The sequence below is a fragment of the Trichococcus shcherbakoviae genome (genome assembly GCF_963666195.1).
GTDB lineage: Bacteria > Bacillota > Bacilli > Lactobacillales > Aerococcaceae > Trichococcus > Trichococcus shcherbakoviae.
The window spans coordinates 1,165,122-1,192,018 of record NZ_OY762653.1; the positions used below are offsets into that span (position 1 = coordinate 1,165,122).

The following is a 26,897-nucleotide window of genomic DNA, read 5'->3' on the forward strand; positions in this document are numbered from 1 at the left end:
AATGAAGTATCCCCAAACTTATTCTAAGTCATTCTACTGTTCTCTTTTCCGGAAAGCCAGTACCATCCCGATCTGAAAATAGCTGTAGTCGTCCCCCAATTTTTCCTTGAGGGGTTTCAGGTGCTGATCCTCTGATTCCTCGATTGCTCTGGCGATGGCCTCCGCCTGCTCATCCGTGACAAAATCCGTCAAACGCATTTCGTATGCTGACAACTCGGCCAAATGGCGGAAATGGTTTTCGATGGTCATCCGTGCAAGTCCTCTGATGGCGATGATCTCTTCGACCGTTTTGCCTTCTTGATACAGACGATAGGTTTCCTCAAAAGTAGTGCCGGCGTAATTTTTCTGCGCCGGTTTCGGGCGTTTTTCCGCGGTTTCCGGATTGCCTTCCTGCTCTTTCTGTTCCAGCCGTTTCTGCTGCAGAATCGATTCGGCATCAGGAAACTCCTTCAGATAATCGGAAATGACACCCATGAACACTTCTCCGTAGCGCTCCAGCTTCGTTTCGCCTACCCCTGACAAACGAAGGAAGCCGTCAGCATCAGTCGGAAAGTTGCGGGCCATCTCATGCAGCGTGCTGTCCGAAAAGACGATATAGGAAGGAATCCCATGCTCATTCGCCATTTCCGTACGCACACCGCGCAGACGGTCGAACAGCTCGGTATCGTACAAGCCGCCTCCGCTCTGTTTGACGGTGCCTCTGCCAGACTCGACCGCATAGGACATCCCGACCTTTTTCCCTTCCTTCAGGACTTCCAGCGCTTTTGCAGTGACTTGGATCAAAGGATACTGATCGCCCGTCACCTGCAGGTATTCATCCGCAATCAAAACCCCGATCATTTCGCGGATCTCCCCATCATTATAGGCGCTCATCAGTCCGTATGTCTTCAGCTTATCCAGCCCGAAATCGGTGATGCCCTTCTGTTTGCTCCCCGTCAGGATGCCGATGATTTTCTGGACGCCGTAACGTCCGCGCACCCGCACGACGCAGGACAGAATTTTTTGGGCTTCTTCCGTGATGTCTATCTGCTCCGTGCGGCGCAGGCAATTGGAGCAGTGTTGGCAATTCAGCTCAGCTGTCGTTTCGCCGAAATATTCCAGGATGTACCGGCGCAGGCATTGGTTCGTGTAACAGTAATTGATCATCTTGTTCAATTTATTGGTCGCTTCGCTGTCATTCGTCTTGCTGTTCAGCAACTGATTGATGATGATATCCTGCGTCGAAAACAGCAGGATGACACGCGCTTCCTCTCCGTCACGCCCCGCCCTTCCGGCTTCTTGGTAATAGCTTTCGATGTTTTTGGGCATGTTGTAGTGGTAAACGGTCCGCACATTGCTTTTGTCGATCCCCATGCCAAAAGCATTCGTTGCGACCATGATCGGTTTGCGGTCGAACAGGAAATCATCCTGGTTCCGCTGGCGCTCGTGTTCCGGCAACCCGGCATGGTAAAGCGTCACGGCAAAGCCTTTTTGTTCCAATTTCTTCTGGACCGATTCCACATTTTTTCTGGTCGAACAATAGATGATGCTCGCTTCCTTCGGGTTGAGGTCCTTCACGAGGAACTTGAACTTGTCGGCGGGCTTTTCCACGCTGAAGGCCAAATTGCCGCGGTCAAAACCGGTCACCAATCGGAACGGATTCTGCAGGCGCAATTGGACCAGGATATCGTCCTGGACCGGTTCGGTGGCTGTGGCGGTGAAGGCGGCAACCATCGGACGTCTGTCGAACAGATCGTACAGTCGGGCCACGCCTTGGTAGGCAGGCCGGAAATCGCTGCCCCATTGCGAGATACAGTGGGCCTCATCGACCACCAACAACGGTACCTTAACGAAGCGCAGGGCATTCATGAATGACTCGTTGTCTATCCGTTCCGGCGCGATGTAGAGCAGTTTAAGCTGGCCGGAACGCATGTCATCCATCAATTGCAGAAACTCTTCTCTGGAGAGCGTGCTGTTCAGGTATGCCGCGGCAATCCCCATTTCCCGCATGCTGTCCACCTGATCCTTCATCAAGGACACGAGCGGGGAAACGACGATCGTCATGCCGTCCAGCAGCAACGCCGGAAGTTGGTAGCAGAGCGATTTCCCTCCGCTCGTCGGCATGATCCCGAGCACGTCTTTCCCTTGCAAGGTGTTCGTGATCAATTCCTCTTGGCCCTCCCGGAAACTGTCATATCCGAAATATTTTTTTAGCGTCCCGTACAGTAATTCTTTATCCACCACTTGCACCCATCCTTAATTGTTTATCTTCTCTTATTAACCGAATATTCCTGGACGTGCTTGTCTTCACTCAATTAAGCGATGGCAAACCTTCAGAAATGACCTCCTCATCATATCACATCCGTGGACTATTTTTCCCGCATAAAAAATATTGCGGTTCTGTCCGATCAGACACTCCACTTATAAAATATGCAGATTATCCGCCTTATGTTTTGACTGGTGGTATATAATTGTAAGGTGAACACGTCATGACCTACAGGAGTGAGAAATATGGAACAGGAATTATCAAACGAACTATTTATCTGCGGGGGGTGCAATGCGAAAATCGGCCCCGGCGTTCTGGGCGATCTGCTCAGCCAGTTTCCGAAACAGGAGAACCCGAATTTTTTGGTCGGTTTCGACTCGTCCGATGATGCAGCTGTGTTCCGGATAGACGCCGAGACGGCCATGATCCAGACGTTGGACTTCTTTCCCGCAATGGTCGCGGATGCCTCGCTCTTCGGGGAAATCGCCGCAGCCAACGCCTTGAGCGATGTATTTGCGATGGGCGGCGAAGTGCTGACGGCCATGAATATCGTCTGCTGGCCCGAAACAAAAAGCACCGATACACTCGGGAAAATTTTGGCTGGCGGCTTCAAGAAAGTCCAGGAGGCAGGTGGTGTGCTGGTCGGTGGACATTCGATCCACGACCCCCAGCCCAAATACGGTCTCTCGGTATTGGGAAGAGTCCATCCCGATCGGATCTACCGGAATGACACTTGCATCCCAGGCGATGTCCTGCTGCTGACGAAACCATTGGGAACCGGCATCATCACAACGGCCTACAGCGCCGGGGAAATGGCGCAGCAAGCCTTCGACCAGGCAATCGTCTCGATGACAACGTTGAACCGTTATGCGGCGGAAGTCCTGAAAAAGTATACCGTCCACAGCTGCACCGATATCACCGGCTTCGGCCTGTTGGGGCACCTGTCGGAAATGGTCAGCGACCGCTGTTCCGCAACAGTCTACGCCGACAGTGTGCCTTGCCTGAGCGGAGCCTATCAGGGAGCCCAGGAATTCCTGATCACAGCCGGCGGACAGCGCAACCGTAATCACTTGGAAGCCGATGTGGACTTCCAGATCGATGACTATGCCTTGGAGGAAATCCTTTTCGATCCGCAGACATCCGGCGGCCTGCTGGTGAGCGTCCCTGTCGAAGAAGCAGCCGCTCTGCTTGCCGAAATCGAAGCATTGGGCTTGTCCTGCGGCATCATCGGCGAAGTGACCGAAAAGGACACCAAGAAGATCACGATCGTCCATTGAGAAAAGCATGACAAAAATATGATTTAACCAGGAGGAAAAAGGCATGAAAAAAATAGATGCAGTCGGACAAGCTTGTCCGATGCCGGTCATTCTGACCAAACGGGCTTTGAAGGAGAGCAACGGGGAGGCCATACTCATCAGCGTAGACAATGAGATTGCGACGCAGAACCTTGCCAAGATGGCGGAGCAGCTAAAACTTTCCGTCCAAGTCGAAAAAATCAATGATTCCCTTTATGAAGTCCAGCTTTCCGATCCGAACGCCGGCAAAGAACCACACGCTGCCGAACACCCCGCGCTTCCGGAGCAAACCAACGAAACTTTGAAGTCATCCGGCACAAATTATGTCGTCGTACTGAACAGCGACTTCATCGGCAACGGCAGCGAGGAATTGGGCCGTACGCTGATGAAAAGCTTCCTCTTCTCCTTGACGGAACAGGAAGTCCTGCCCGACAAAGTGCTCTGCTACAATGCCGGCGCATTGCTGACGACGGAAGGTTCGTCCGTGTTGGACGACCTCAAAGCGCTGGAGGAAGACGGCGTCGAGGTCCTGACTTGCGGCATCTGCGGGGAATTCTATGGCGTGAAGGACAAATTGGCGGTCGGTACCTTTACGAACATGTACCGCATCGTTGAAATCCTGCGTACCGCCAAGACCGTATCGCCATGATCGACCGCAAACATTACGGCATCGTCGCGTTTCCGACGTCCCAGGCCGCCGCAGCCGCTGAAGCTGTTGTCCTGGATGCCGGTCAGGAATGCCGGCTGATCCCCATGCCGGAACAGATTTCGGCCGGATGCGGATTGGTGCTGCAGACGCATCTTGCCGAACTGAACGCTGTCCGATTGTTGCTGTCGGAGCGTTCCATTTCCAATGATGGTTGCTACGAAGTCCGTTTTGAGAACCGGAAAAAATCCGTGGAGGTCTGGCATGACTGAACTTTATTATTTCGACAACAGCGCCACCACGCTGAAGAAGCCAGCTGCGGTGGCTGAAGCTGTCTACCACGCCATCGCCGATGGTCAGCTGGGCAACCCGGCCCGGGGAAGCCATACCGTTTCCCTGAACGCATTGCGGTTGACGGAGATGCTGCGCCAAAAAACGGCCGCCCTATTCGGTGTACCGGACGCGGCAAACGTCGCTTTTACGGCAAACGCCACCGCCTCGCTGAACCTGGTCCTGAAGGGCTTGCTGAAGCCGGCAGACCACATCATCACGACAGTGACGGAGCACAACGCCGTCCTGCGTCCGCTTTACCAACTGGAAGAACAGGGTGCTGCCCTGTCCTTTGTCGGCGTCGATGAACTTGGGGCGCTCCTTTATTCTGATTTCGAGCGCTTGTTGCGACCCGCTACGCGTGCAGTCGTGGTCAACCATGCTTCCAATGTCACCGGCAATGCCGCAGATCTGGAACGGATCGGCGCTTTTTGCCGGGAGCACGACCTGACTTTCATCGTCGACGCCTCCCAGAGCGCAGGCGTCCTCGCCATTGACATGGTGAAGCAGCACATCGATATCCTCTGCTTCACCGGCCATAAAGGACTCTACGGCCCGCAAGGCACCGGGGGCATCTGCCTCGGAGACAGGTCTTTGGAATTCGTGCCGGTGTTTACTGGCGGCAGCGGCTTCCATTCTTTCGATAAGCAATACCCGACAGAGATGCCGACCCTTTTCGAGGCCGGCACCCAGAATGTCCATGGCTTGGCGGGCCTTTCCGCCGGTTTGGATTACATCAGCCAGAAAGGACTGGCAGCGATCACTAGGCACCTGCAGGAACTGACTTTCCGCTTCCATGACCAGATCAAGAATATCCCGGGAATCACTCTCTACGGAAGTTTCGCTGAAAGCATGGAGCGCGCGCCGGTCGTTTCGCTGAATCTGGAGGGCTGGTCCTCCGGCGACCTCAGCGATGCGCTCTTCATGGATTACGAAATCGCAGTGCGTCCCGGCGCCCATTGCGCGCCGCTCATCCATCAAGCTCTCGGCACAGAAAAAAGCGGCATGGTCCGTTTCAGCTTCTCTAGCTTCAATACGGTGGAGGAAATCGACTACGCATCCAAAGCGCTGAGGAGCTTGGCGGAAGAAGGATAAGTTTGAAAATAATAATTAACAAGATAGAGCTTATATCGTATAAAAAGGTATTCCAAATAAACCTATAAACACTTACGAAAAATAAGCGATAGGTTTTCATATAACGGATGTAATTTTATAGCCCTGTCTCTTAATTAATTTAAGAGCTTGTTCTGTGGTTATTTCTCGTGAAGTAGGGATATCGATCATATCGGAAAACAGTTGAGCCTGATAAACTTCCTGGTTTTTCAACATATGATAGATAGCCGTTAAGAGTTTACGGGCTATAGCGATGATTGCTTTTTTATGGCCCCTTCTTTTTTTGATATTGAGATATTTATTTCTAATTTCAGGATATTTTGTACTTTTGACAACGGCATTGGCTATTTGAACCAGTAATGGTTTGAGATAGCAGCCCGCTTTGGAAATCCTTACGGATTTTTTCTTCCCTGCACTTTCATTATTTGTGGGTGCTAATCCTGCCCAAGAACAGAGATGTTTAGAGGAATGAAATTCAGACATATCAACACCAATTTCCGAAATTAATGCGACTGCGGATAGTTCATTTTTAAATCCAGGAGAAGTTTGAATGAGTTGGATTTCATTTTGGTAAGGCTGGGCGAGTTCGAGGATAGTTTCTTCTAAGTGTTTTTTGCATAGTGTTAATGCATCAAAGTGTTCTTTAATGATCTTCAGCTTTATCTTTTGTTCCGGTGTAATAAAACCGTCCACTGCTAATTCAAGTTCGGGTAATTTCTTTATTAGGCGACCGTGAATCAAGCTCTCTAATTCTTCTGCCGTAAGCATGGACTGCTCAGGATCTTCTAGGATGCGTTCGATAATTTTCAACGCACTTTTTCCGAATGTGTCGGAAACAACACTAGCGATCTGAATATTGGATACGGTTAGAGAATTTTGAAATCTGTTCTTTTCACTGGACGCAAAATTGGTTAATTTGAACCGGTAGCGCATTAAATCACGCAATTCACGAATCGCTAGTGGTGGCATGAAACTACCTGCAACCAAATCGTGTTTGAATAACTCAGCTATCCATTGGGCATCCTTTGTATCTGTCTTTTTTCCGCGAATTGCTTTCACATATTTCGGATGAGCAAGGGTAATATTAACCGAAGGTTCCAGAATATTGTATACAGGGATCCAGTATTTCCCCGTAGATTCCATACAGACATCAAAACAAGAGAATAACTCTAGCCACTGTAACAGCTCTCTCAATCCTTGTGTGAATGTCGAGAAGCGATGGCGTTTGTAAGTTGTGATTCCCTTGTTGTCTGTGATGGCAATACAGGCTACCACGAACGTTTTGTGGACATCTATTCCACAACAAATAGGATAAACAATTTTCAACATCAGTTTTTCCTCCTTTCTTTAAGGATAGTAGAGTGTTGCAGTGACTATTATTCCTAAATATATGGATCGCTTTTGCAAAGATAAGTTTACGTGCTCACTGTCACACTTATTTGTACTTGAAGGAATAATGACACATATAAAAATGCAGTCCTACAGAATGTCAAATAGGGCTACTCACTCCTCCGTGATTTGTAGTGTACAACTACTCTACAGGGGAAGAATACAATAATATACGCCGAAGGCGCAACGATTTTCATTTCGTTTTGTGCCTTGAGCGAAGCGAAAGGAATGCTTATAAAAATGAAAAGATGTCCGATAACCGGGGGAAATCGGACATCCGGACTGCGAATGTTCTTCGCGTTGTCCGATAACCGGAAAGAATCGGACTTCCGGATCGCGAATGAGCTACGCGTTGTCCGATAACCGGATAGAATCGGACATCCTCAGCACGAGCGGCTTAATATAATGCGTACAAAACAGAGCAGCAACCCACTTCAGGGGCAGCTGCTCTGTTTTGTTTTTTTGTTAATCAATCGTTCCTCTGCTTCATCCATTCCAGAATGGCTTCGGCCGTTGCTGCGGCGTCTTCGTTCCGGAAGATGGCGGAAAATTCCTTTTTGTTAAAGTTGTAGCGGGGATCGTAGTATTTCACCAACAGATCTTCGATGACCGCATCGAAATCGTGCTGGCGCACCTGCTCCTTGTATCCCTCGACACGCGCTTCATTCAAATAGGATTTCAAACGGTCAAGCGCTGCGAGGAGCTCCGCTTCATTGCTGTGGAGGTAATCTTTTTTGATCTGTTCGATCCGGTAATCCAATGAAGCCTCGATGTTCAGGTTTATGCCTTTCTGCATCGCATCAATCAACGAAGGCGGCAATACGGCCTGTCCGATCCGCTTGCTTTCGCCTTCAGTAAAGACGATCAGCGGCTCCTTCCAGCCAGCGGCGCTCTCGACCAACAGGCTCTCGAACATTTTTTGGTTGTGTGGCTGTTTCTTCTTAAGGCCGACGCCTCCGAAGACGGACCCTCTGTTGTTGGCGCAGGCTTCCAGATCAAGCACATTGGCTCCAAGCTTCTTCAGTTCCTCCAGGATGGCTGTTTTCCCGGTCCCGGTATTGCCGTAAAGGGTCACAAACTGGACCTTTTCGAACAATACAGGAATCATGTTGTTGATCGTGCTGCGGTAGTTTTTGTAGCCGCCTTCCATCCGGTGGACATTCATCCCCAAAGATTTGAGTAAGGAAAAAATCGAACTACTGCGGAATCCTCCCCTGCTGCAGAAGATGACGACTTGGTCGTAGGCTTTTGTATACTCCTGGAAGAGGCTGAACATTTCCGGTAATCTTGGGGAAATGGTTTGGATACCGTGGCTTTTAGCATCGTCGATCTTGCCGGCGACGTAAAGCGTCCCTACTGTTTTCCTATCCTCATCATCCAGGACCGGCACATTTACGGCACCCGGTATGGTTGACTTCGCATATTCTGACGGACTCCTGACGTCCACATACAGAATCGATTTGTCTCCGCGTTGCTGTTCTATTTCTTCATACGTTGCGACTGGTTTCAATTGGTTCACCACTTTCTGATTCTTAGTATAGCCTCTGCCGGGCTGGAATGCCACCCGAAATCTTGAGGCAAGCGCGGCAAAACGACCCGACAAGCTCCTCAATTAACGGAGACATGCGGGTCGTCGCATTCAAGCGTTCAATTTTGCTGCATCTATTTCTTTGCTTTATGCACTTTCAATGCTTTGCCTTTGACGGTGCGGTTCTGCATCTCGGAAATCACAAAAGGGCCTTTGCCATTCAGGATTTCGATGTATGTCACGTTTTCCTGGATCGTGATGATGCCGATATCATCCGCATCGATGCCGGGAATATTGGTCAGCGTGCCGACGAAATCGATGGCGCGCAGTTTTTTCTTCTTGCCGCCGTTGAAATAGACTTTGGTGATGTCCTTGTTCAATTCCCGGTTCCGTGCCTGTTTGATGACGGGGCGTTCCTGCAGTTTCTTTTCGAAAGTCGCTTTATGATGCTGCACGAAGCGGGCGCTCGGCGGATTGATTTCAGTGATTTCCTGCTGAGCGAAGTCTTGCACTGCCTGCCAGCTTCTTTCCTCATTAGGCGTAACCAAGGTCAGGGCTATCCCAGTTTTACCGGCGCGTCCGGTCCTGCCGGTACGGTGGATGAAGCTCTCTTTCTCTTCGGGGACATCATAATTGACGACATGCGTCACGTTATCGACGTCGATCCCGCGCGCAGCCACATCCGTAGCCACCAAATAACGCAGCCTGCCTTTGCGGAAATCTTCCATGACGGCTGTGCGGTCATCCTGCACCATTCCGCCGTGCATCTTATCGATCGGCAAACCTGCTTTACTTAAGAATGTGTACAGTCCGTTTACGGCTTCCTGCGTATTGCAGAAAATGATGCAGCTGTCCGGATTCTCAACGGTCAGCAGATCCAATAGTTGCTTGGGTTTGCCCGACTCTTGGACACGGATGAAGGATTGCAGAATCTTCGGCTTGGATGCCTCGTCGCTTTCCATTTTCACCGATACGCGGTCGTTCTTCATATAGAAGCTGGCCAAACGCACCACTTCATTCGGCATAGTCGCGGAGAACAGCAGCGTTTGTCTTTGTTTCGGAAGGAAATCGATGATGGCTTCCACTTGCTCAATGAAGCCCATATTCAGCATCTCATCCGCCTCATCAAGGACCAGGTAGCGTATCTTGTCAAATTTCATTGTCCCTTTTTGCAGATGATCCAATACCCTGCCCGGAGTGCCGACTACGATATGGCTTTTCTGTCTCAATTCCGATTTTTGCGTGTCGAAGGAAGTCTTGCCGAAGACAGCAGTAGCCTTGATCCGCTTCAGCCGTCCGATGTTGGTGATGTCCTCTTTCACTTGCAGAGCCAGCTCCCTTGTCGGAACCAAAATCAGCGCTTGCGGACGGTTTTCCTCCCAGTTTACACTTTCGCACAACGGTACGCCGAAACTGACGGTCTTTCCGCTGCCGGTCTGCGATTCGACAATGATATCTTTGCCCTTTAAGGTCAGCGGGATGACCTCCTGTTGTACTTGCGTCGGTTTGAAATAACGCAATGCCTTTAGTGCCGTAACGATTTCTTCGCTGATTGCGAAGTCTTCAAATGTTGTATAATTCATCTTGTCCTACTTTCACTTTTGATTTGTCGTCTCAGTATAACAGGAAAAACGTAATAAATCCGCGTTTTTGTGAAAACAGGGTGCAGCATGGGACTAAAAAATGGAACCGGGTTTGAATCCCGCAAAGGGTTCCGCTTCCAGTTCCACCATCACCGCTTGCGCCAGTTCACTCTTCGCAGAACAGCCTGATCCGCTCGATCGCTTGTTGCGCCATTTCATCCCGTTTTTCCTGGTAAGCTTCTTTGTCGAATATTTTGTTCTTATCAACATAAGGAATATTCTGGATGCTTTCCAAGTTTAACGTCGTTCCGCCTTCCTCCGCTTTGGCCGTGTAATTTTGCCGCACGAAAGAATCTTCGGCCGGATCGACTGTGTCCACCCGGATGGCTGCGCGCATGACGAATTCTTCAGGGAACAGTTCCGATTGCTGCACTTCGATGTTCACCGGCACCATTTTCCCGAATATGTCGTATTCCGCTTTGTAGACACTGGACAGGCCGCCGTCCCCGCTGATCTGCTTGACGATCTTCAGACCCTCATGGATTTCTTCCCAATTCCCCACATTGGCGGCATATTGCCATACTTTTCCCAGCGGCGCTTCGATAAAAATGCTTTTCTTGATGTTACTCTTGATATAATCCATTTTTATTCATCCTTCCTGCTGATTGAACCTACTCTACTGCCCTCATATGCGACTGTGATAGCGTTATCTTTATCCTCATTATAATAAAATAAATTCCCTTATACAAACTTGGGTCCATGAACATTGAAAACCACCCTTGGCAACTTCGCCGATATTTGTTAAACTGTTCGGGACAGTTCGTAACCATCCTGTCGTTAAATAAAACTAGGGAAATAGAATCATGCAATCAAAACGCAGGAATGTTTTTTGAGATGGCTTGTTATCCTTAGATACAACCTTCTCGGCATCCGTGCGTCTTTTTTTGTCTATTCTTGTAAGGCGTTGAATAAAGTATTATGAGGCTTTTAAACAGTCTACAAAAATCTCCTCAAATGCATTCAATTCTTTTATTTTTGATTTCATTTCCTCTATACTTTGCGTATAGAAAGGGATGATCCGAGATGATGCTGACGAAGAAGGTCCGTTTGATTGTGACAGACGAAACTTCCAAACTCTACCAAGCAGCAGGCGTTGCTCGTTGGGCTTACAACTACACGATTCGAATGCAGGAAATGAACCATCGCTTCGGTGGGACGTTCATCAGCGATAATGATCTGCGCAGACACATCACCAAGATGAAGAAACGTAAGAAATACGAATGGTTGAATGACGTGTCCAACAATGTTGTCAAACAGTCGGTCAAGGATGCCTGCAAAGCCTATAAAGCCTTCTTCAACGGGCAAGCCCAGCATCCCCGTTTCAAGACCAAACGCCGCTCCAAACCGAGTTTCTACAATGACTGTGTCAAGCTGAAAGTGAAAGGCAACCACGTTCTGTTGGAAAAAATCGGTTGGGTGAAAACCAACGAACCGTTGCCCGTGGACTGCAAATACTACAACCCGCGCATCAAATTCGACGGCAAATACTGGTATCTGACGGTTGGCATCGAGGTGAATCCGGTAAAAGTTAAATTGGATGGTCGGAATGTCGGGGTGGATATCGGCATCAAGGAGTTAGCTGTCACCTCCGATGGTGTTTTTTACAACAACATCAACAAGACAGCCTCCGTGAGGAAAGCGGAGAGACGCCTCAAGAGATTGCAGCGGCGTGCAAGCAAAAAATACAAAAAAGGAACGCCTAAATCTAAACATCTCCTAAATCTAGAAAGTGAAATCCGAAGGCAGCACAGACGCTTAGCCAACATCCGAACCAATCATGTCCATCAAACAACCGCGGAGATCGTGAAATCCAAACCCTCCCGCATTGTGATGGAAACGCTGAACATCCGCGGCATGATGAAAGACAAGCATTTGGCTAAGGCGGTCGCAAATCAGAAACTCTATTTCTTCAAACAATGCCTGCAATACAAATGCGAACTAAATGGCATTGAATTTGTGGAAGCAGACCAGTGGTTTCCGAGCTCCAAGTTGTGCAACAACTGTGGAACGCTCAAAAAGGACCTGAAACGCAGTGACAGGGTCTACCACTGCACATGCGGCCACCATTGCGATAGGGATCTGAACGCAAGCTATAATCTGAGGGATTACCAAGCAGTCTAACGGTAGCTCGGATATGTACGATTCGTTGCATCGGAATTTACGCCCTCGGAGTGCTGCAGCAAACGAAAGTAGTCCGTCAGGACCAAATCGGGCACGAAGAACAGGGAAGCAAACATAAACTAGATTTAGTTAGATTTATGGCAACGGTGGACCGATGCAAAAATCATTCACAAAAACACAAAAATTGACTTTCTCAGCAATGTATATCGCTATGTACATCGTCATCATGGCTCTGACGCAATCTTTCGCTTTTGGACAATATCAAATCCGCATCGCCACAACTCTTTACGCCCTAGCTTATTTTAACCCGTTTCTGATCATCCCGGCTGGTCTCGCCAATCTTATGTCGAACCTGTTCTTCGGCGGACTTGGGATCATCGACATGCTTGGAGGAACCTTCGTCGGCATCATCACGGCTTCGCTCGTTTACGCTGTCCGCAAATACAACCTGCCGAAGTGGTGCCTGATCCTGCCGATCATCTTCATCCCTGGAATCGTTGTGCCGATCTACCTGTCGCAACTGTTGGCCATCCCGTTCCTGCCGCTTGTCGTCAGCCTCTGCATCGGCCAATCGGTACCGGCATTTGTCGGCTACTTTTTGGTGCAGGCACTGGAAAAACGATTCTACAAAAGCGCGCTTCTGAAATCCTGAGCGCAAGGAGGAAAAACAATGACAGCAGGCCGAAATGAAGCCGATCTGAACGGCATCACCCAATTGGGCAACCAACAAACAAAATATCCGCAGGACTACGATTCGAAAGTCCTTGAGACTTTTCCGAACAAGCATCCTGACAATGATTACTTTGTGAAATTCAACTGCCCCGAATTCACAAGCTTGTGCCCGATGACGGGACAGCCCGATTTTGCGACCATCTATATTTCCTATGTCCCGGGGGAGATCATGGTCGAAAGTAAATCGTTGAAGCTTTACCTTTTCAGTTTCCGCAACCACGGCGACTTCCACGAGGATTGCATGAACATCATCATGAAGGATCTGATCGCATTGATGGCGCCGAAATACATCGAGGTGTGGGGGAAATTCACACCGAGAGGCGGCATCTCGATCGATCCTTACTGCAACTACGGACAGCCCGGCACGAAATGGGCAGACGTGGCTTGGCAACGATTGGCGCAGCACGATCTTTATCCTGAGAAAGTCGACAACCGCTAGATGGAAAATGTGAACGGGACAACGCAAAAACAAGCATTGGTCATCTTTTCAGGCGGGCAGGATTCCACGACTTGCCTGATCCAAGCCATCCAAAAGTACGGCGCGGCAAACACTGTGGCCCTTTCCTTCAGCTACGGCCAGCGCCATAGCATCGAGCTGGAACGGGCGGCTTGGATCGCCAAAGATCTGGGGGTCGAACACCATATCCTGGACGCGAACGTCATGGGCAAAGTCACCACGAACGCATTGATGGACGAGTCGCAGACAATCAAGGAAGCCGATGCCGAAGACTACCCGAACACCTTCGTCGACGGCCGGAACGCCCTGTTCCTGTTGTTGGCGGGTATCTTTGCCAAGTCCAAAGGCATCCGCATAATTATCCTAGGCGTGTGCGAAACGGACTTCAGCGGTTATCCGGACTGCCGGGATGTGTTCGTCAAATCGATGAACGTGACCCTGAACCTGGCCATGGATTACAATTTCAACGTCGAAACGCCGTTGATGTACCTGACAAAGGCCCAGACATGGGAGCTGGCGGATCAGTTGGGTTGTCTCGCCTACATCGAGGAACATACCCATACTTGTTATATGGGCGTTCCCGGTGGTTGCGGCGAGTGCCCATCCTGCAAACTCCGCAATGCCGGACTGGCAGAATATTTGAATAAATGATCAACACAAACAACCCGCTGACTATTCGGAAAAATCCGAACCAGTCAGCGGGCTGTTTTTTTTGTTGTATGAATGAACATGCCAGACTCGCAAACTCACCAAACGTAGGGAATGAAGCGGTATTTGACGCGCTGGGTATAGGCTGTGTAGCCCGCTAGCCCTGCTTTCAGCATCTCCTCCTCGTCTTTGATCCGCGCGATGATTTCGAGGCAACTCAATGCCATCGGAATCACGGCAACGTAGGACCCTAGCATCAGCGGAATCGACAGATACAGGATGATGGACGCCGAATACATTGGGTGGCGGATGATCGCATAGAGCCCTGTATCGATCAACTGCTGCCCTTCCTGGATTTCGACGACCCGGGAGGCATAGCTGTTCTGGGCGAAAACGGCGACAATCATCGCATAGGAGAATTCGAACACAATGACGCTGACAACAACCAGCCAAATCGGGACATCGGACCACTGGTAGCGGTAGTCCAATCCAGGCAGGAAAAAGCCCAAAAGCATGAACAACCCTGAAATTTGGACGATTTTGCGTTGCTCTTTGCGCGGCTCCTTCAAATTCATCCGTTTTTCCAGCAAAGCGGGATCCTTCCGCAGCAAAAAGGTGAGCGTCATGACCAAAGGGATCGCCAACGCCGCCAGAAAAAGCCAAGCCTGCCAATACCGGAAGCTCCCCGCAAAAGCGAACAGGAGTCCTCCGATCACAAGCAACCCTGAAAAGAGACGGATCAGGACCAACTTTAGCAAATTGCTCCTTTCCTGCCGAACCTGCTTTCTATCCATGAAATTCATCCCCTGTCTGACGTTTCGGCAATCGTTTCAAATCCATCGCTTCTTCCGCCAGCAAATCGGCCTTATCGGTACGCTCCCAAGGAAGATCCAATTCGGGTCTGCCGAAATGGCCGTAGCAGGCAAGCTTTCTGTAGATTGGTTTCCGCAGACCGAAATCGCGGATGATTGCGGCTGGGCGCAGGTCGAAGTGCTTATCGATCAGTTCTTCGATTAATTCTTCGGCGAGGATGGCCGTCCCGAACGTTTCAACACGGACGGAAACGGGCCTCGCCACTCCGATGACATAGGCCAGCTGGATCTCGCAGCTGTCTGCCAAGCCGGCAGCCACAACGTTCTTCGCCACATATCGGGCAGCGTATGCGGCGGAACGGTCGACTTTGGTCGGATCTTTCCCGGAAAAGGAACCTCCGCCATGCCGTGCATAACCACCATAAGTATCGACGATGATCTTTTTACCGGTCCATCCCGAATCGCCGGCAGGACCGCCGATGACGAAACGGCCGGTGGCATTGACGAAATATTTCGTCTGATCATCCAACAGCTCCGCCGGAATAACGGCCGGAATAACCATTCGAAGCATGTCCTCTCTGATCCGTTCCTGATCGACCGATTCGTCATGCTGACAGGCGATCACGACCGCTTCGATCCTTTTGACATGGCCGTCCGCATATTCCACGGTCACTTGCGTTTTTCCGTCCGGCCTCAGATAAGGCAGCTCCTCCGATTTCCGCAACTCCGCAACCTTCTCGGCCAGCTTATGCGCCAACGTGATCGGCAGCGGCATCAACTCCGGCGTCTCCTTGCAGGCATAGCCGAACATCAGTCCCTGATCGCCGGCGCCCAATTGGTCCGTTTCATCGTCCGAACCGAGCCGTTTTTCCAAAGAGGAGCCCACCCCTACAGCGATATCCGCTGATTGCCTGTCCAAACCGATCAGGACGGAACAGGCCTTCCCATCGATACCAAAGTCGCTGTCCGTATAGCCGACATCCTGGATAATGGACCGCACGATGGCCGGGATATCCACCGTGCTGACCGTCGTAATCTGGCCGAAAACCGTGATCAAACCAGTACTGGCGGAAACATCGCAAGCCACCCGCGCGAACGGATCCTCCTCCAGAATGGCATCCAATATCCCGTCGGCTATCTGATCGCAGAGCTTATCCGGATGCCCCTCCATGACCGATTCCGAGGTGAAAAATGTTCTCTTCATACTTTATCGCCTCTTTTTACTAAAAAATGAATGACGCAACCTTCCAAAACTTTCCTTATGAACTTCACGCATCCTTGATTTGCTCTTCGGACTCCGAAGGCATGAAGGTTGCGACAAGGTAACCGACCCCGAAAGGACCTTCGTAGGAGAGCACTTCCGCTTCGTATTCCCTGCCTTCGAACGCTCCCATCAGGAACAGGATGGAGCGCAGTCCGCACTCCGCCACCCTTTCAAGGAACCCGGCATCCAACCGCAACAGCTGACTGGCATCCTTTTCCTTGATGGCTTTGATCACTAATTTATCAAACAAAGGCCCCGCCGAATGGTAGCCGTAAGGCCCCTCTGGCTTCAGCACGTGCGACAGATCGGCAGAAGCGATGATGGCAGTGCGCAGATTTGATTGGTCGCAAGCTTCCCCATAGCGTTTTCCCCATTCGTAGTAGTGCTCGTAGGAAGGCACCGTCACCAAAATCTTTTCCGTTTCCAGGTTGGGCGGCAATTGTCTGTCGAGATAATGCATGGGCACTTCAAAACCGTGGCCTTCATGCGGCGAGATGATGAGCAGACGGTCCGGCTTTGCGGCGGCGAGTCTTTCGGCTGTCATCTCCAAAGCCGCCACTGTGCGTTTTACCCTTTCGATGTCCTTCCCGCCTATTTCCGGAATGATGAGCGGCGGATGCGGACTGATGACGCCAAAAACCAACATAAGGGATCCCTCCTTTTCAGACGTTGCCGATGTGCACGTGCAGCAATCCGAATTTTTTCCCAAGCGCTGCGGCTGTTTCCAGAGTCTGCATCGGCGTGATGGCTGTGTCCATCATTTTCCAGCCCGGGAAGAAGCGGTTGACATGCCATGGCACTTCTTTGCCGACCTCCTCAGCGATGAACCGCGCCATCCGTTCGAGTTGGTCGATGCGGTCATTCACCCCAGGCACGACGAGCGTGGCGATTTCGAGATGCACGCCTGATTCATGAAATCGGATGATCGTATCCAGCACCGGTTGCGCTGTACCGCCGCAATATTCTTTGTACACTTCGTCATCGGTCCCTTTCAGGTCGACATTGACGGCATCCAGATATGGAATGATGGCATCCAGCGTCTCTTTCGTCGCATAGCCGGCTGTCTTCCAGATATTCTTCAGCCCTGCTTCACGGGCCAGCTTCATTGTGTCGAGCGCATATTCGACAAAGATGATCGGTTCCGTGTAAGTGTAGGCGATGGAAGGACAACCGGCAGCCAAAGCCCGCCGCACATGCTCTTCCGGGCTGATGTCCTCCCCATAAATCGGACGATCCGGTTTGGAGGCCTGCGAAATCGCCCAGTTTTGGCACCAAAGACAACGCAGGTTACAGCCGATTGTAGCAAAGGATTAGGCTGTAGTGCCTGGAAGGAAATGATTGAGCGGCTTCTTCTCGATGGGGTCGATCGCAACCGAGATTGCTTTCCCATAATTCAATGCATACAGAGTCCCCTCCCGATTCTCCCTGACGGCGCAGATTCCCCGTTTGCCTTCCGCTATGACGCAATGATGTGGGCAGACGCCGCACCGTACCCTACCGTCCTGCAACTTTTCGTACAACATAGCTTCCTTCATTTCACCAACCCCAATCATCCACTTCAAAAATGTTATCGCTTACACACATCTTACTGCATTTATGCTTTACAATCCAAAATTTAACAGGCCGATTTCCGAAAATCCAATATGTTTTGTTCCAGTCAAAAGATTTTTTTTAAACGTAAAATAAAATAGCGCCTGATTCATTTCGTATATCAAATCAGTAAATGTTTCGTTATAATTAGTAAAAATAATCAAAAAATTTACTATCCTATACGTAAGGAGACTATAAAATGAAATCAGAACTAGAAAAAATGATCGCCGGTGAACTTTATTTTTCCAGCAATCCGGAGCTTTCCTCGATGCGGCACAGTTCCCGGGAAAAGATGCACCTTTTCAACAACGAAACGGATGCCCGCAAGCGCAGCGAATTGTTAAAAAAATGGTTCGGAAAAACTGGGGAAAATATTTATATCGAACCGACGTTTTCGCTGGATTACGGCTTCAATATTTTTGTCGGCGAGAATTTCTATGCGAACTTCAATTGTACGATACTGGATACGTGCCCGGTCACTTTCGGGAACAACGTGATGATTGCGCCGAATGTCAGCCTCTATACCGCCACCCATCCGCTTGATCCTGTAGAACGGAACAGCGGCTGGGAATACGGCAAACCGATCACGATCGGGAACAATGTCTGGATCGGCGGCTCTTCCGTGATCGGTCCGGGTGTCACGTTGGGGGACAATGTCGTCGTCGGTATGGGCAGCGTCGTGACAAAATCTTTCCCTGATAATGTCGTGATTGCTGGGAATCCGGCACGAGTGATCCGTCACATCGAGCTTTCCGATTCCAATTCCTGAATACACGAATAATGCTAAAAAACCGACGAATGCCTTTGCGAGGCTTCGCCGGTTTTTTTCGGTATTTATTTTTTTGCGCTGTAGCTCCGGTGGATGGGGCTTTCCCCGGAGTTGACGCTCTTTTTCTGGCGCTGTTCTCCGGCCAGCGCACCTTCCCCGGAGTTCGAGCTCTCATTCTGTAGTGTTCCTCCGGCCAACGAGCGCTTCATCGGAGAAAACGGGCGATAAGCTATTTTTCTGCTTCCGCCTCCGTCAGCAAACGGTGGATGGCTTTATCGACCAATGCGATTGGAAAACCGACGATCGTGTTATAGTCGCCTTCGATACCGGAAACCCAGAGCGCAGCTTCCTCCTGGATGCCGTATGCTCCGGCTTTATCCATCGGCTTGCCCGATGCCACGTATGCCTTCACTCCCTTCGCCATCCGATCGTCCCACTCGAAGAAGCTGACTTTCGTCTCAGAAGCAAAGGTCTCTTCCTTTTCGCCCCATAAAATGCTGACGCCGGTCAGGACCGAATGGGTCTTGCCAGCCAGTGCGCGCAGCATCGCATAGGCATCGGCCTCATCAACCGGTTTGCCGAGGATTTTTTCGTCCAACACGACCACAGTGTCGGAGCCGATGACCATCGCTTCGCTGTTCTCACGGTGGATGACCGCCGCTTTTTCCCGCGCCAATGTTTCCACAAGTTCCGTGGCGGTGTCCAAAAATGTTCCCTGTCCCGCTGCGGCTAAAATGCGTTCTTCTATCGCTTTTTCGTCGATATCCGCAGCCTGGACCGCGAAGTCCTTGATGCACAAGGACAGCAGTTCGTTGCGTCTTGGCGATTGACTCGCCAATATGATTTTCAGATCCATTTGCTCTCCCCTTTTTTCTTCTTCAAAATGCAGAATCATATCGTACCACACGGCATTCCCGTGCGTGGAGCTCGATCTGCCGCTGTTCACCAACCCGAACTTCTCGTAGTAAGGAATCTTTTCTTCTTTGCAGCAAAGCGTCAAGCCTTTTCTGCCCGCTTGTCTGGCCGCTTCGATCAATGCGGTCAGCAACTTTTCCGCGATTCCCGTCCTCCTGAAGGCCGGAACCACATCCAACCCGAAGACGCTTTGATAAGCGCCATCCGGATTATGCAAAGCAGCATCATGGTAGTGGGCATCGCGGATGATCGGTTCATCGATGACGGCTCCGTTCACGAATCCCACCAGTACGCCCTCGGCTTCGGCAACCAGGAAGCTCTCAGGGAACAGGTGCAACCGCTCACTGAGTGATTCAAGCGTCGCCGCCTCGGCTTCCGGAAAACACGCATCCTCGATTATTTTCAGTGCAGCCAAATCCTGCAGCTCTGCTTTCCTAATATTCACTTGCATATCCTGACTCCTCCTTCACTGTCCATAGTTCATATTACCGACAAATCTTCGATTTTTCCAGAAAATTCCGTCTGCGCGGCCTCCCAGGGAAAAACATTGTAGATTGGACAAACTGCCTATTCCCGGCCGCGTCAGAAAGCGATTGCATTACCCGCGAATCGATAGTATGATGACGATAGATTGATAAAATATTCACGCAATCCATACTATCATTACCCAAGGGGGGCTTCAAAATGAATAATATTGAAAATAAATGGATGCGTGCCGCTGTGCCGGCACTGCTGATCCATTGCAGCATCGGAACAGTCTACTGCTGGTCTTTGCTGAAGGGGGGCATCGCCGAATATATCGGCAAGCCGAAAGGAGATGTCGAATGGGCTTTCAGCATCGCCATCTTCTTCCTTGGCATGTCGGCTGCCTTCGCGGGTAGAGCCGTGGAAAAAGATATCCACAAGTCTTCCCTGATTGCGGCGGTTTGCTTCGCCGCCGGGATGGCCGGTACCGGATTCTTCATCCAGCAGAAATCCTTGATCGGCATTTTTCTGACTTACGGAGTCCTGATGGGCATCGGTTGCGGCATCGGCTATCTCTCGCCGGTCAAAACGCTGATGCTCTGGTTCAAAAACAATAAAGGCTTGGCTACAGGGATAGCGGTAGCAGGATTCGGATTGGCCAAGGTCATCGCCAGCCCGATCATCGAGATGCTTTTGGGTGCAACAAATGCGGACGGTACGCTCGTTGACCCAACCCGGCTCTACAAACTGTTCTATATCCTGGCTGTCGTTTATTTCATCATGATGTTTATCGGCCACCTTCTGTTGAAAAAACCGTCCGATTGGGTGGAAGTATCCGTGAAGATGAAGAAGGGAGAAAACATCCTCGACATCTTCAAGAACAAAACCTTCATCGGCATCTGGTTGATGTTCTTCATTAACATCACTTGCGGCTTGGCGCTCATCTCACAAGAGAAGGATTTGCTGCACTTCATCGGCTTCGGTGCTGTCGGAGTGATCAGCTCGTTGACGGCACTCTTCAACGCAAGTGGGCGGCTTGGCTTTGCATCCTTCGGAGACAGATTGAAGGACAGAAACACCATCTATATCTGGATTTTTAGTTTGTCGATCGCGGCTACGGCGCTTACGCTTTTGGCGAACGGCATCAACAATGCAATCGCTCCTTTAGTCATTATTACGCTTTGTGTCATCAACGCCGGCTACGGCGGCGGTTTCTCCAGCCTTCCGCCATTGCTTGCCGACCGCTTCGGGATGAACAGCATCAGCACCATCCACGGACTGGCTTTATCGGCCTGGGCTTTTGCCGGACTTTCCGGGAATCAATTGAGTGCCTTCATCATTGCGAAGACAGGTTCCTTCAACAACGTTCTCTATGTCGTGTTGGCATTGTATTCGGTCGCGCTCTTCATCAGCGCCTTCCTCCTAAGAAAAAAACCGGATGACATGAATAAAACGAGACATCCAGCCTAAAAGAAAAATCCCGGAAGAGACCCATTTTGAATGGAGTCTCTTCCGGGATTTTTTTTAAATTTCAGGAAAGTATAAAACATTTCGAACCCAAAAGTGCATCACCGTTGGTGTTTCACATGTTTGTAAATTGTTCCTAGCATCCAATAATGATGGCTAGCTCCACGGGTAAGCCCTTCGGAAAGGATAAAGGAACCCCTTGTCTCTGCGAGCCAAGGATACTATTCGACTAACCTACTGACGCAGGAAGTCTCTCAGCATATTGCGCTCTACGATGCTCAGTCGGCACGATTTCCTAAATTTCTTTCAGGGCTAAACGAACCCGTTCCGCTTTTCTTAATTTTTACTGAAGACTTCTTCTGCTACCGTGACGCCGGCTCGGGCATCTTTGCAGTAATAGTCCGCACCGATGGCTTTGGCGTACTTTTCGGTCAGTACGGCACCACCGACGAAGACTTTCACGGGTAGACCCGCCTCGCGCAAAGCTGTGATTGTATCCTCCATCGCAGTGACGGTCGTCGTCATCAACGCAGACAGCCCGACCAGTTTGACCTGATGTTGCTTGGCAACCGCCACAACCTCCTCAATCGGAACATCTTTGCCCAGGTCGATGACGTCGTAGCCATAGTTTTCAAGCAGAACTTTCGCCAGATTCTTTCCGATATCGTGGATATCCCCTCTTACGGTAGCCATCACGATGGTCCCCTTCGATTCCAGCTTCTCATTGCCTGCAGCAAGTTTTGCACGGATCGTCTCGAAAGCTTTTCCGGCCGTTTCGGCAGCACGAATCAACTGAGGCAAGAAGATGTTTTTCTGTTCATAGAGCTTGCCGACTTCATCCAATGCCGGCACGATGTGATCGTCCACGACAGCCAATGGCGTATTGTCTTTAAGCAAGGCGTTGGTTGCCTTCATGATACCTGTTTCGTCGCCCTCCAACAGCATTTCCCGGTAGGAACGGACCACGTTTTCCTGCTTGGGACCATCGGATTTGACCACAGCCTTTTTGTTGTTGTAGTCGATATAGTCGATGGCACCTTCGTCTTGCCCTGAAAGAACATTGAAGGCGCGCATCGTGTCGACGATTCCGTCGGCCCCTGGGTTGATGATGACCGTATCCAATCCCGAAGTCAGGGCCATCGCAAAATAGGTTCGGTTGATCAAGGCTCGGAAAGGCAGTCCATAGGAAACGTTGCTCAACCCCAAAGTAGTCAACGCCTTCGTGTTTTCCTTGACCCAACGCAATGCCTTCAACGTCTCCATGACCGCTTTCTGCTGGGCAGCCGCAGTGAGCACAAGGCAATCCACCAACAAGCGCTCTGCACCGATGCCATACGCTCCCGCTCGATCAATCAGCTTCTGGGCGACCTTGGTCCGGCCAACCGCATCATCCGGAATACCGGCTTCATCCAGGCACAAGGCCACGACAAAGGCGCCGTATTTCTGGACGATCGGATAGATTTCGGCCATCGAGGATTCTTTCCCGTTGACCGAATTGACGATTGCAACGCCGCTGTAGCGCCTCAAAGCTGCTTCAAGCACTTCCGGTTTGGTCGAATCGAACTGCAGCGGCGCTTCCACCAGGCCGCTCATGCCATCGATGATTTTTGTCATGTAATCCGTTTCGTCGATCATCGGCAAAGAGGTGTTGACGTCCAGCACATCCGCGCCTTTTTGGACTTGTTCGAAAGCGACTTTGATGGCCGCCAACGGATTGCCTGCCACGAATTGTTCCTTCAAAGCCTTGTTGCCTGACGGGTTGATCCGTTCACCGATGAGGGTGATCTGGCCATCCAAGTAAACCTTCTTCTGCGCGGAACAGACATAACGTTTCAATTGATTGATTTCCCTCTTTGCAAAAGAAGTTGTGGCCTGCTGCAGATCACGGATGTATTCCGGTGTCGTGCCGCAGCACCCGCCGATAACAGAAACCCCCAAACCGGCCAACTCTTTCGCGACCTCAAGGTAAGCCTTGGAAACGACGTTATATTTGGCGACTCCTGCTTCCGTCACAGGGATACCTGCATTCGCCTGCACCATCACTGGAGTATTTGTGAATGCCAATATCCTTTTGATGATGGGAATCAGCTCCTTAGGCCCCAATGAACAGTTCACGCCCAGTGCATCCACACCCAAAGCATCCAAGGAGAGCGCCATAATCTCCGGCTCTGTCCCGGTCAAAGTGTTGCCATCCTCCGTAAAGGTCATCGTCGCGAAGATCGGCAGGTTGCTGTTTTCTTTCGCCGCCAAAACGGCTGCGCGCATTTCCGCCAAGTCCGACATCGTTTCGATGAGGATCAGATCCGCTCCTGCCGCGGCTCCGATTGTCACTTGCTCGCGGAAATAGTCGTAAGCCTGGTCGAAATCAAGCAATCCGATCGGTTTCATCATCTTCCCTACCGGTCCGATATCGAGCGCCACCTGCGCCCCGGATCCTGCCGTTGCAGCTTTGGCGATTTCAACTGCAGCAGTGATCACTTCCGTGACCGAGTAGCCGGTCTCCTGCAGCTTGTAGGCATTGGCGCCGAATGTATTTGTCGTGATGAATTGTGCGCCGGCTTCGACGTATTCCCGATGGATCCGGCTTAGCAGCGCGGGATCCTCCAGATTCAATGCTTCCGGGTTTTGGCCGGCTTTCATCCCGTATTTCTGGAGCATCGTGCCCATCGCTCCATCGAAGAGAAGCAGCTCTTTTCCAATTTGTTTTCTGATATCCATTCTTTTTGTCCCCCCTAACTTAACTTCTGGCCGTGCAGCTGTCGTTCAGATCGCACTCGCTGCAACTTTTGTTCCCGCAGCGATGATTCTTCCCTTTGGAGATGCCTTCCTCCAGAACGCCTAAAATCGCCACAATCGATTTTCTTGGCGTCATCAGCATCGAATCCGTCAGATGGACTCCGATCCGTTTGTCGGACTGCAATTCCCCGAGCAGCGTTTTGTTGGTGGCCAAAGGCAGATCCCCGTATCCGGGCGCGTAACGGAAAGTCAATGAGGCTCCCGTTGGCAGTTGACTTTCGATTTCTTGCTGGCACCTGTCCGCGATCGTCTCGACGAATGCGGATGCACAAGCATCAGCGATCATGCCCAAAGTCGGGGACATCATTTTATTGCGTTCAATGATGAAATCTCCTTGCGCGCCTAATGTGCAGACCATGATATAGGCTTCTTTGCAGCGCTTAAGCGTGCGGTTGATGCTTTTTCCTTCCAACACAACAGCGGTCCCCTCCAGCGTGATCAAGCCCTCAACTGAGTGGTCCAGGAGATAGTGTCCATAAGTCCATTTCCCCGTGATTGCTTGCTCAAACTGGGCGGCGATCATCTCCATATCGTTCTTTGTCCGTTCGTCCGGTTGTTTGTTCCCGAAGCCAAGATACTTCGCTACCAGCTTCAGATCCGTCTTCATCTTTGCGGCTCTTTTCTGCAGACCGCCTTGCGGACGCAGGAGATGTTCTCCATGATCCTTCTTGTCGCGTCTGGCTTGTTCATCGTGTAGATGTGGACGCCATCCACTCCGGAAGAAAGCAGATCAATGATCTGATCGACTGCGTAGGCGATGCCAGCTTCCTGCAGTGATGCCGGATCATGTTCGTATCTTTCGAGTATCCGCAGGAATTTCGGCGGCAGGTTGCATCCGGAAATTTCCTGGATCCGTTTCACTTGTTTGATATTCAGGACCGGCAGTATCCCTGCGATGACAGGCTGTTCGATGCCGACGAGATCCAATTTCTCCTTGAACTGATAGAAAAGATCATTATCGTAGAAAAGCTGCGTTATCATGAAGTCAGCTCCATGGTCCATTTTCCTTTTCAGATTTTTCAGGTCATCCACTTTGTTGATGGAATCGACATGTCCTTCCGGATAGCAGGCAGCTCCGATCGAAAAATCGCCTGCTGCTTTGATGTCGTCGATGAGCTCGGAAGCGTAACGGTATTCCGGATTCCAATTCTTGTCCGCCAATTTTTCTTGCGGGATATCCCCGCGCAAAGCCAGGATATTTTCGATGCCGCTATCCTTGATCGATGCCAGTGTCCGTTTCATGCCCTCTTTTGTCGAGGTGCAGCCGGTCAAATGGGCGATCGATTCGATTCCGAAATCCTTTTTGATGCGCGATGCAATTTCGACCGTGTTGCTTTGGGCTGTCCCGCCGGCGCCGTACGTCACAGAAATGAAATCGGGATGCAGATCCTTCAATTCGCCCAATGTGTCGAACACCGTTTCAAGGGAATAACTGCTTTTCGGCGGAAAAATTTCAAATGAAACGGTCGGTTCCCCTTTGCTGATCATCTCTCTAATCTTCATAACCATGTCCTCCCTCAATTTGTTCAAAGTGGCAATTTTTCAAGCGTACTTACTTTGTGTATGATTGATCATGTCAGTTGATGACTTCCCGAAAGAAGTCATTTATTTCCAATAGTATGCCATGGAATGAAGATATAGAGTAACACCAAAAAAATATATTTAATTATAGCAAAAAACTATACCCAAAATAGACCAGACCTTTTAATTCCCATAGGTCCGGATCACTGCCTTCAGCTCTTTGATGTAGGCGGCCGCCTGCCGGCTGATCCCGGCTTTCTTGTTGGCGATCCAACCGATCACCATCCTGTCCTCTACATCCAAAGGTACGGAAACGATATCTGTGCCGTTCAGCTCTTCACTAAGTACACCGGTGGAGATAGTGTAGCCGTCAAGGCCGATCACCAAGTTGAACAAAGTTGCGCGGTCGCTGACCAGGATGCTTTTTTTATGGAAAACGGTGCTGAGGATCTCCTCCGAAAAATAAAAGGAATTATGCTCGCCCTGTTCGAACGACAGGTAGGGATAATCCTCAAGATCCGCCAAGGTGACGCTCTGTTTGGACGCCAAGGGATTGCGGACGCTGACAAAGATGTGCGGTTCCGCTTCAAACAAAGGATGGAACTCCAATTGGCTCTCCTGCAGGATTTTTTTTAGCGCATTGCGGTTGAACGAATCTAGATAGAGGATGCCGATTTCACTCTGGAAACTCTTGACGTCTTCGATGATTTCATGGGTGCGTGTCTCACGCAGTGTGAACTTGTATTCATCCGCTCCACTCTTTTTGATCATATTCACGAACGCGCTGACAGCGAACGCGTAATGTTGGGTCGAAATGGAACACAACTGTTTGGCCGGTTTTTTGTCGAGGTAGCGCTGTTCCAGCAATTCGGCTTGCTCGATCACCTGTTGGGCATACTTCAGGAATTCGCTGCCTTCCGCGGTCAGCGTGATGCCTTTGGCGGTCCGGATGAACAGTTCCAGGCCGATTTCTTCCTCCAGGTCCTTGATGGCATTCGAGAGGCTCGGTTGTGAAATGAAACATTTTTTGGCGGCCTCGTTGATCGATTTGTATTGGGCGACTGCCAGCATGTATCTTAATTGTTTTAAGGTCATCTGTCTTCCCTCTCTTCTCGCTGCTTTGGCATGCTTTTTTGATTCTGCCCCGATTA

At 50.4% G+C, this 26,897-nt stretch carries 24 protein-coding genes and 1 pseudogene; 10 read left to right on the top strand and 15 right to left on the bottom strand.

Features of this window, described 5'->3' with window-relative positions:
* Window positions 1-33: 33 nt before the first annotated feature.
* The gene (recQ, locus tag ACKPBX_RS05360; protein ID WP_319996210.1) at window positions 34-2,220 is read right to left on the bottom strand and encodes a DNA helicase RecQ; all 2,187 of its coding nucleotides are present in this window, start codon (window positions 2,218-2,220) and stop codon (window positions 34-36) included.
* 270 nt (window positions 2,221-2,490) lie between these two features.
* On the opposite strand from recQ, the gene selD reads away from it, so the two are divergent.
* Genes selD through ACKPBX_RS05380 form a run of 4 tightly spaced genes read left to right on the top strand, consistent with a single transcriptional unit; the run spans window position 2,491 to window position 5,611 of the window.
* Window positions 2,491-3,522, top strand: coding sequence for a selenide, water dikinase SelD (selD, locus tag ACKPBX_RS05365; RefSeq protein ID WP_319996211.1), 1,032 nt, complete (start codon window positions 2,491-2,493; stop codon window positions 3,520-3,522).
* A gap of 43 nt (window positions 3,523-3,565) precedes the next feature.
* On the top strand, window positions 3,566-4,189 hold the full coding sequence (yedF, locus tag ACKPBX_RS05370) for a sulfurtransferase-like selenium metabolism protein YedF (protein WP_319996212.1): 624 nt from the start codon (window positions 3,566-3,568) through the stop codon (window positions 4,187-4,189).
* Window positions 4,186-4,458 carry a putative Se/S carrier protein gene (locus ACKPBX_RS05375; protein ID WP_119092282.1) on the top strand — a complete coding sequence of 91 codons (273 nt, stop codon included), beginning with the start codon at window positions 4,186-4,188 and terminating at the stop codon, window positions 4,456-4,458. Before yedF ends, ACKPBX_RS05375 begins: the two co-directional genes overlap by 4 nt.
* Window positions 4,451-5,611, top strand: coding sequence for an aminotransferase class V-fold PLP-dependent enzyme (locus ACKPBX_RS05380; RefSeq protein WP_319996213.1), 1,161 nt, complete (start codon window positions 4,451-4,453; stop codon window positions 5,609-5,611). Before ACKPBX_RS05375 ends, ACKPBX_RS05380 begins: the two co-directional genes overlap by 8 nt.
* 96 nt (window positions 5,612-5,707) lie before the next feature.
* Here the strand turns inward: ACKPBX_RS05380 and ACKPBX_RS05385 are convergent, their stop codons facing one another.
* The 4 genes from ACKPBX_RS05385 to ACKPBX_RS05400 form a co-directional block, all read right to left on the bottom strand.
* Entirely contained in the window at window positions 5,708-6,958 is a 1,251-nt protein-coding gene (locus ACKPBX_RS05385) for an IS110 family RNA-guided transposase (RefSeq protein ID WP_200831711.1), read from the bottom strand.
* 529 nt (window positions 6,959-7,487) lie between these two features.
* Window positions 7,488-8,528, bottom strand: coding sequence for a tRNA 2-selenouridine(34) synthase MnmH (mnmH, locus tag ACKPBX_RS05390; protein WP_160116918.1), 1,041 nt, complete (start codon window positions 8,526-8,528; stop codon window positions 7,488-7,490).
* A gap of 152 nt (window positions 8,529-8,680) precedes the next feature.
* Window positions 8,681-10,129: a DEAD/DEAH box helicase gene (locus ACKPBX_RS05395; RefSeq protein ID WP_086626745.1), complete on the bottom strand. Its 1,449-nt coding sequence runs from the start codon at window positions 10,127-10,129 to the stop codon at window positions 8,681-8,683.
* 166 nt (window positions 10,130-10,295) lie between these two features.
* Entirely contained in the window at window positions 10,296-10,772 is a 477-nt protein-coding gene (locus ACKPBX_RS05400) for an SRPBCC family protein (protein WP_319996214.1), read from the bottom strand.
* A gap of 440 nt (window positions 10,773-11,212) precedes the next feature.
* Here ACKPBX_RS05400 and ACKPBX_RS05405 point away from each other — a divergent pair, with 440 nt between their 5' ends.
* From ACKPBX_RS05405 to queC, 4 genes are all read left to right on the top strand, one after another.
* Window positions 11,213-12,310: an RNA-guided endonuclease InsQ/TnpB family protein gene (locus ACKPBX_RS05405; RefSeq protein WP_319996215.1), complete on the top strand. Its 1,098-nt coding sequence runs from the start codon at window positions 11,213-11,215 to the stop codon at window positions 12,308-12,310.
* Between the two features lie 154 nt (window positions 12,311-12,464).
* Window positions 12,465-12,962 (top strand): QueT transporter family protein, encoded by a 498-nt coding sequence (locus ACKPBX_RS05410; RefSeq protein WP_319996216.1) that lies wholly within the window; start codon window positions 12,465-12,467, stop codon window positions 12,960-12,962.
* Between the two features lie 18 nt (window positions 12,963-12,980).
* The gene (gene queF / locus ACKPBX_RS05415) at window positions 12,981-13,481 is read left to right on the top strand and encodes a preQ(1) synthase (RefSeq protein ID WP_119092275.1); all 501 of its coding nucleotides are present in this window, start codon (window positions 12,981-12,983) and stop codon (window positions 13,479-13,481) included.
* Window positions 13,482-13,490: 9 nt separating this feature from the next.
* Window positions 13,491-14,150: a 7-cyano-7-deazaguanine synthase QueC gene (queC, locus tag ACKPBX_RS05420; RefSeq protein WP_319996217.1), complete on the top strand. Its 660-nt coding sequence runs from the start codon at window positions 13,491-13,493 to the stop codon at window positions 14,148-14,150.
* Between the two features lie 95 nt (window positions 14,151-14,245).
* On the opposite strand, the gene ACKPBX_RS05425 is transcribed toward queC, so the two are convergent.
* The 5 genes from ACKPBX_RS05425 to ACKPBX_RS05445 all read right to left on the bottom strand — a co-directional run bounded on the left by ACKPBX_RS05425 (window position 14,246) and on the right by ACKPBX_RS05445 (window position 17,758).
* Window positions 14,246-14,941 (bottom strand): methyltransferase family protein, encoded by a 696-nt coding sequence (locus tag ACKPBX_RS05425; RefSeq protein WP_319996218.1) that lies wholly within the window; start codon window positions 14,939-14,941, stop codon window positions 14,246-14,248.
* Window positions 14,934-16,163, bottom strand: a complete 1,230-nt coding sequence (gene metK / locus ACKPBX_RS05430; RefSeq protein WP_319996219.1) for a methionine adenosyltransferase — start codon at window positions 16,161-16,163, stop codon at window positions 14,934-14,936. Before metK ends, ACKPBX_RS05425 begins: the two co-directional genes overlap by 8 nt.
* A gap of 64 nt (window positions 16,164-16,227) precedes the next feature.
* The gene (amrB, locus tag ACKPBX_RS05435; protein WP_319996220.1) at window positions 16,228-16,869 is read right to left on the bottom strand and encodes an AmmeMemoRadiSam system protein B; all 642 of its coding nucleotides are present in this window, start codon (window positions 16,867-16,869) and stop codon (window positions 16,228-16,230) included.
* A gap of 16 nt (window positions 16,870-16,885) precedes the next feature.
* Window positions 16,886-17,521 carry a radical SAM protein gene (locus ACKPBX_RS05440; RefSeq protein WP_319996410.1) on the bottom strand — a complete coding sequence of 212 codons (636 nt, stop codon included), beginning with the start codon at window positions 17,519-17,521 and terminating at the stop codon, window positions 16,886-16,888.
* A 12-nt stretch (window positions 17,522-17,533) separates the two neighbouring features.
* The gene (locus tag ACKPBX_RS05445; protein WP_319996221.1) at window positions 17,534-17,758 is read right to left on the bottom strand and encodes a hypothetical protein; all 225 of its coding nucleotides are present in this window, start codon (window positions 17,756-17,758) and stop codon (window positions 17,534-17,536) included.
* Between the two features lie 254 nt (window positions 17,759-18,012).
* Here ACKPBX_RS05445 and ACKPBX_RS05450 point away from each other — a divergent pair.
* Window positions 18,013-18,561: pseudogene (locus tag ACKPBX_RS05450) on the top strand (sugar O-acetyltransferase); the annotation flags it as partial.
* 250 nt (window positions 18,562-18,811) lie between these two features.
* Here the strand turns inward: ACKPBX_RS05450 and ACKPBX_RS05455 are convergent.
* A complete protein-coding gene (locus ACKPBX_RS05455) occupies window positions 18,812-19,948 on the bottom strand; it encodes a Maf family nucleotide pyrophosphatase (RefSeq protein WP_319996222.1) in 1,137 nt (378 codons plus the stop codon).
* Between the two features lie 242 nt (window positions 19,949-20,190).
* Between ACKPBX_RS05455 and ACKPBX_RS05460 the strand changes: the two genes are divergently transcribed.
* The gene (locus ACKPBX_RS05460) at window positions 20,191-21,432 is read left to right on the top strand and encodes an OFA family MFS transporter (protein ID WP_319996411.1); all 1,242 of its coding nucleotides are present in this window, start codon (window positions 20,191-20,193) and stop codon (window positions 21,430-21,432) included.
* 333 nt (window positions 21,433-21,765) lie between these two features.
* Here ACKPBX_RS05460 and ACKPBX_RS05465 read toward each other — a convergent pair whose 3' ends face one another.
* The 4 genes from ACKPBX_RS05465 to ACKPBX_RS05480 form a co-directional block, all read right to left on the bottom strand.
* Window positions 21,766-24,147, bottom strand: coding sequence for a homocysteine S-methyltransferase family protein (locus ACKPBX_RS05465; RefSeq protein ID WP_319996223.1), 2,382 nt, complete (start codon window positions 24,145-24,147; stop codon window positions 21,766-21,768).
* 19 nt (window positions 24,148-24,166) lie between these two features.
* Window positions 24,167-24,832 (bottom strand): vitamin B12 dependent-methionine synthase activation domain-containing protein, encoded by a 666-nt coding sequence (locus tag ACKPBX_RS05470; RefSeq protein ID WP_140185458.1) that lies wholly within the window; start codon window positions 24,830-24,832, stop codon window positions 24,167-24,169.
* Window positions 24,829-25,728: a methylenetetrahydrofolate reductase [NAD(P)H] gene (metF, locus tag ACKPBX_RS05475; protein ID WP_319996224.1), complete on the bottom strand. Its 900-nt coding sequence runs from the start codon at window positions 25,726-25,728 to the stop codon at window positions 24,829-24,831. Before metF ends, ACKPBX_RS05470 begins: the two co-directional genes overlap by 4 nt.
* Window positions 25,729-25,929: 201 nt before the next feature.
* Window positions 25,930-26,841: a LysR family transcriptional regulator gene (locus tag ACKPBX_RS05480; RefSeq protein ID WP_086626731.1), complete on the bottom strand. Its 912-nt coding sequence runs from the start codon at window positions 26,839-26,841 to the stop codon at window positions 25,930-25,932.
* Window positions 26,842-26,897: the final 56 nt, after the last annotated feature.

What these genes read in the sequence shown, in the direction of transcription:
- ACKPBX_RS05465 (WP_319996223.1), bottom strand. Translation starts at nt 24,147, where the DNA reads ATGGATATCAGAAAACAAATTGGAAAAGAGCTGCTTCTCTTCGATGGA.
- ACKPBX_RS05445 (WP_319996221.1), bottom strand. Translation starts at nt 17,758, where the DNA reads ATGAAGGAAGCTATGTTGTACGAAAAGTTGCAGGACGGTAGGGTACGG.
- ACKPBX_RS05470 (WP_140185458.1), bottom strand. Translation starts at nt 24,832, where the DNA reads ATGAAGACGGATCTGAAGCTGGTAGCGAAGTATCTTGGCTTCGGGAAC.
- ACKPBX_RS05395 (WP_086626745.1), bottom strand. Translation starts at nt 10,129, where the DNA reads ATGAATTATACAACATTTGAAGACTTCGCAATCAGCGAAGAAATCGTT.
- ACKPBX_RS05385 (WP_200831711.1), bottom strand. Translation starts at nt 6,958, where the DNA reads ATGTTGAAAATTGTTTATCCTATTTGTTGTGGAATAGATGTCCACAAA.
- ACKPBX_RS05405 (WP_319996215.1), top strand. Translation starts at nt 11,213, where the DNA reads ATGATGCTGACGAAGAAGGTCCGTTTGATTGTGACAGACGAAACTTCC.
- ACKPBX_RS05375 (WP_119092282.1), top strand. Translation starts at nt 4,186, where the DNA reads ATGATCGACCGCAAACATTACGGCATCGTCGCGTTTCCGACGTCCCAG.
- ACKPBX_RS05380 (WP_319996213.1), top strand. Translation starts at nt 4,451, where the DNA reads ATGACTGAACTTTATTATTTCGACAACAGCGCCACCACGCTGAAGAAG.
- ACKPBX_RS05425 (WP_319996218.1), bottom strand. Translation starts at nt 14,941, where the DNA reads ATGGATAGAAAGCAGGTTCGGCAGGAAAGGAGCAATTTGCTAAAGTTG.
- metF (WP_319996224.1), bottom strand. Translation starts at nt 25,728, where the DNA reads ATGAAGATTAGAGAGATGATCAGCAAAGGGGAACCGACCGTTTCATTT.
- ACKPBX_RS05480 (WP_086626731.1), bottom strand. Translation starts at nt 26,841, where the DNA reads ATGACCTTAAAACAATTAAGATACATGCTGGCAGTCGCCCAATACAAA.
- ACKPBX_RS05410 (WP_319996216.1), top strand. Translation starts at nt 12,465, where the DNA reads ATGCAAAAATCATTCACAAAAACACAAAAATTGACTTTCTCAGCAATG.
- ACKPBX_RS05400 (WP_319996214.1), bottom strand. Translation starts at nt 10,772, where the DNA reads ATGGATTATATCAAGAGTAACATCAAGAAAAGCATTTTTATCGAAGCG.
- ACKPBX_RS05455 (WP_319996222.1), bottom strand. Translation starts at nt 19,948, where the DNA reads ATGCAAGTGAATATTAGGAAAGCAGAGCTGCAGGATTTGGCTGCACTG.
- selD (WP_319996211.1), top strand. Translation starts at nt 2,491, where the DNA reads ATGGAACAGGAATTATCAAACGAACTATTTATCTGCGGGGGGTGCAAT.
- amrB (WP_319996220.1), bottom strand. Translation starts at nt 16,869, where the DNA reads ATGTTGGTTTTTGGCGTCATCAGTCCGCATCCGCCGCTCATCATTCCG.
- yedF (WP_319996212.1), top strand. Translation starts at nt 3,566, where the DNA reads ATGAAAAAAATAGATGCAGTCGGACAAGCTTGTCCGATGCCGGTCATT.
- metK (WP_319996219.1), bottom strand. Translation starts at nt 16,163, where the DNA reads ATGAAGAGAACATTTTTCACCTCGGAATCGGTCATGGAGGGGCATCCG.
- queF (WP_119092275.1), top strand. Translation starts at nt 12,981, where the DNA reads ATGACAGCAGGCCGAAATGAAGCCGATCTGAACGGCATCACCCAATTG.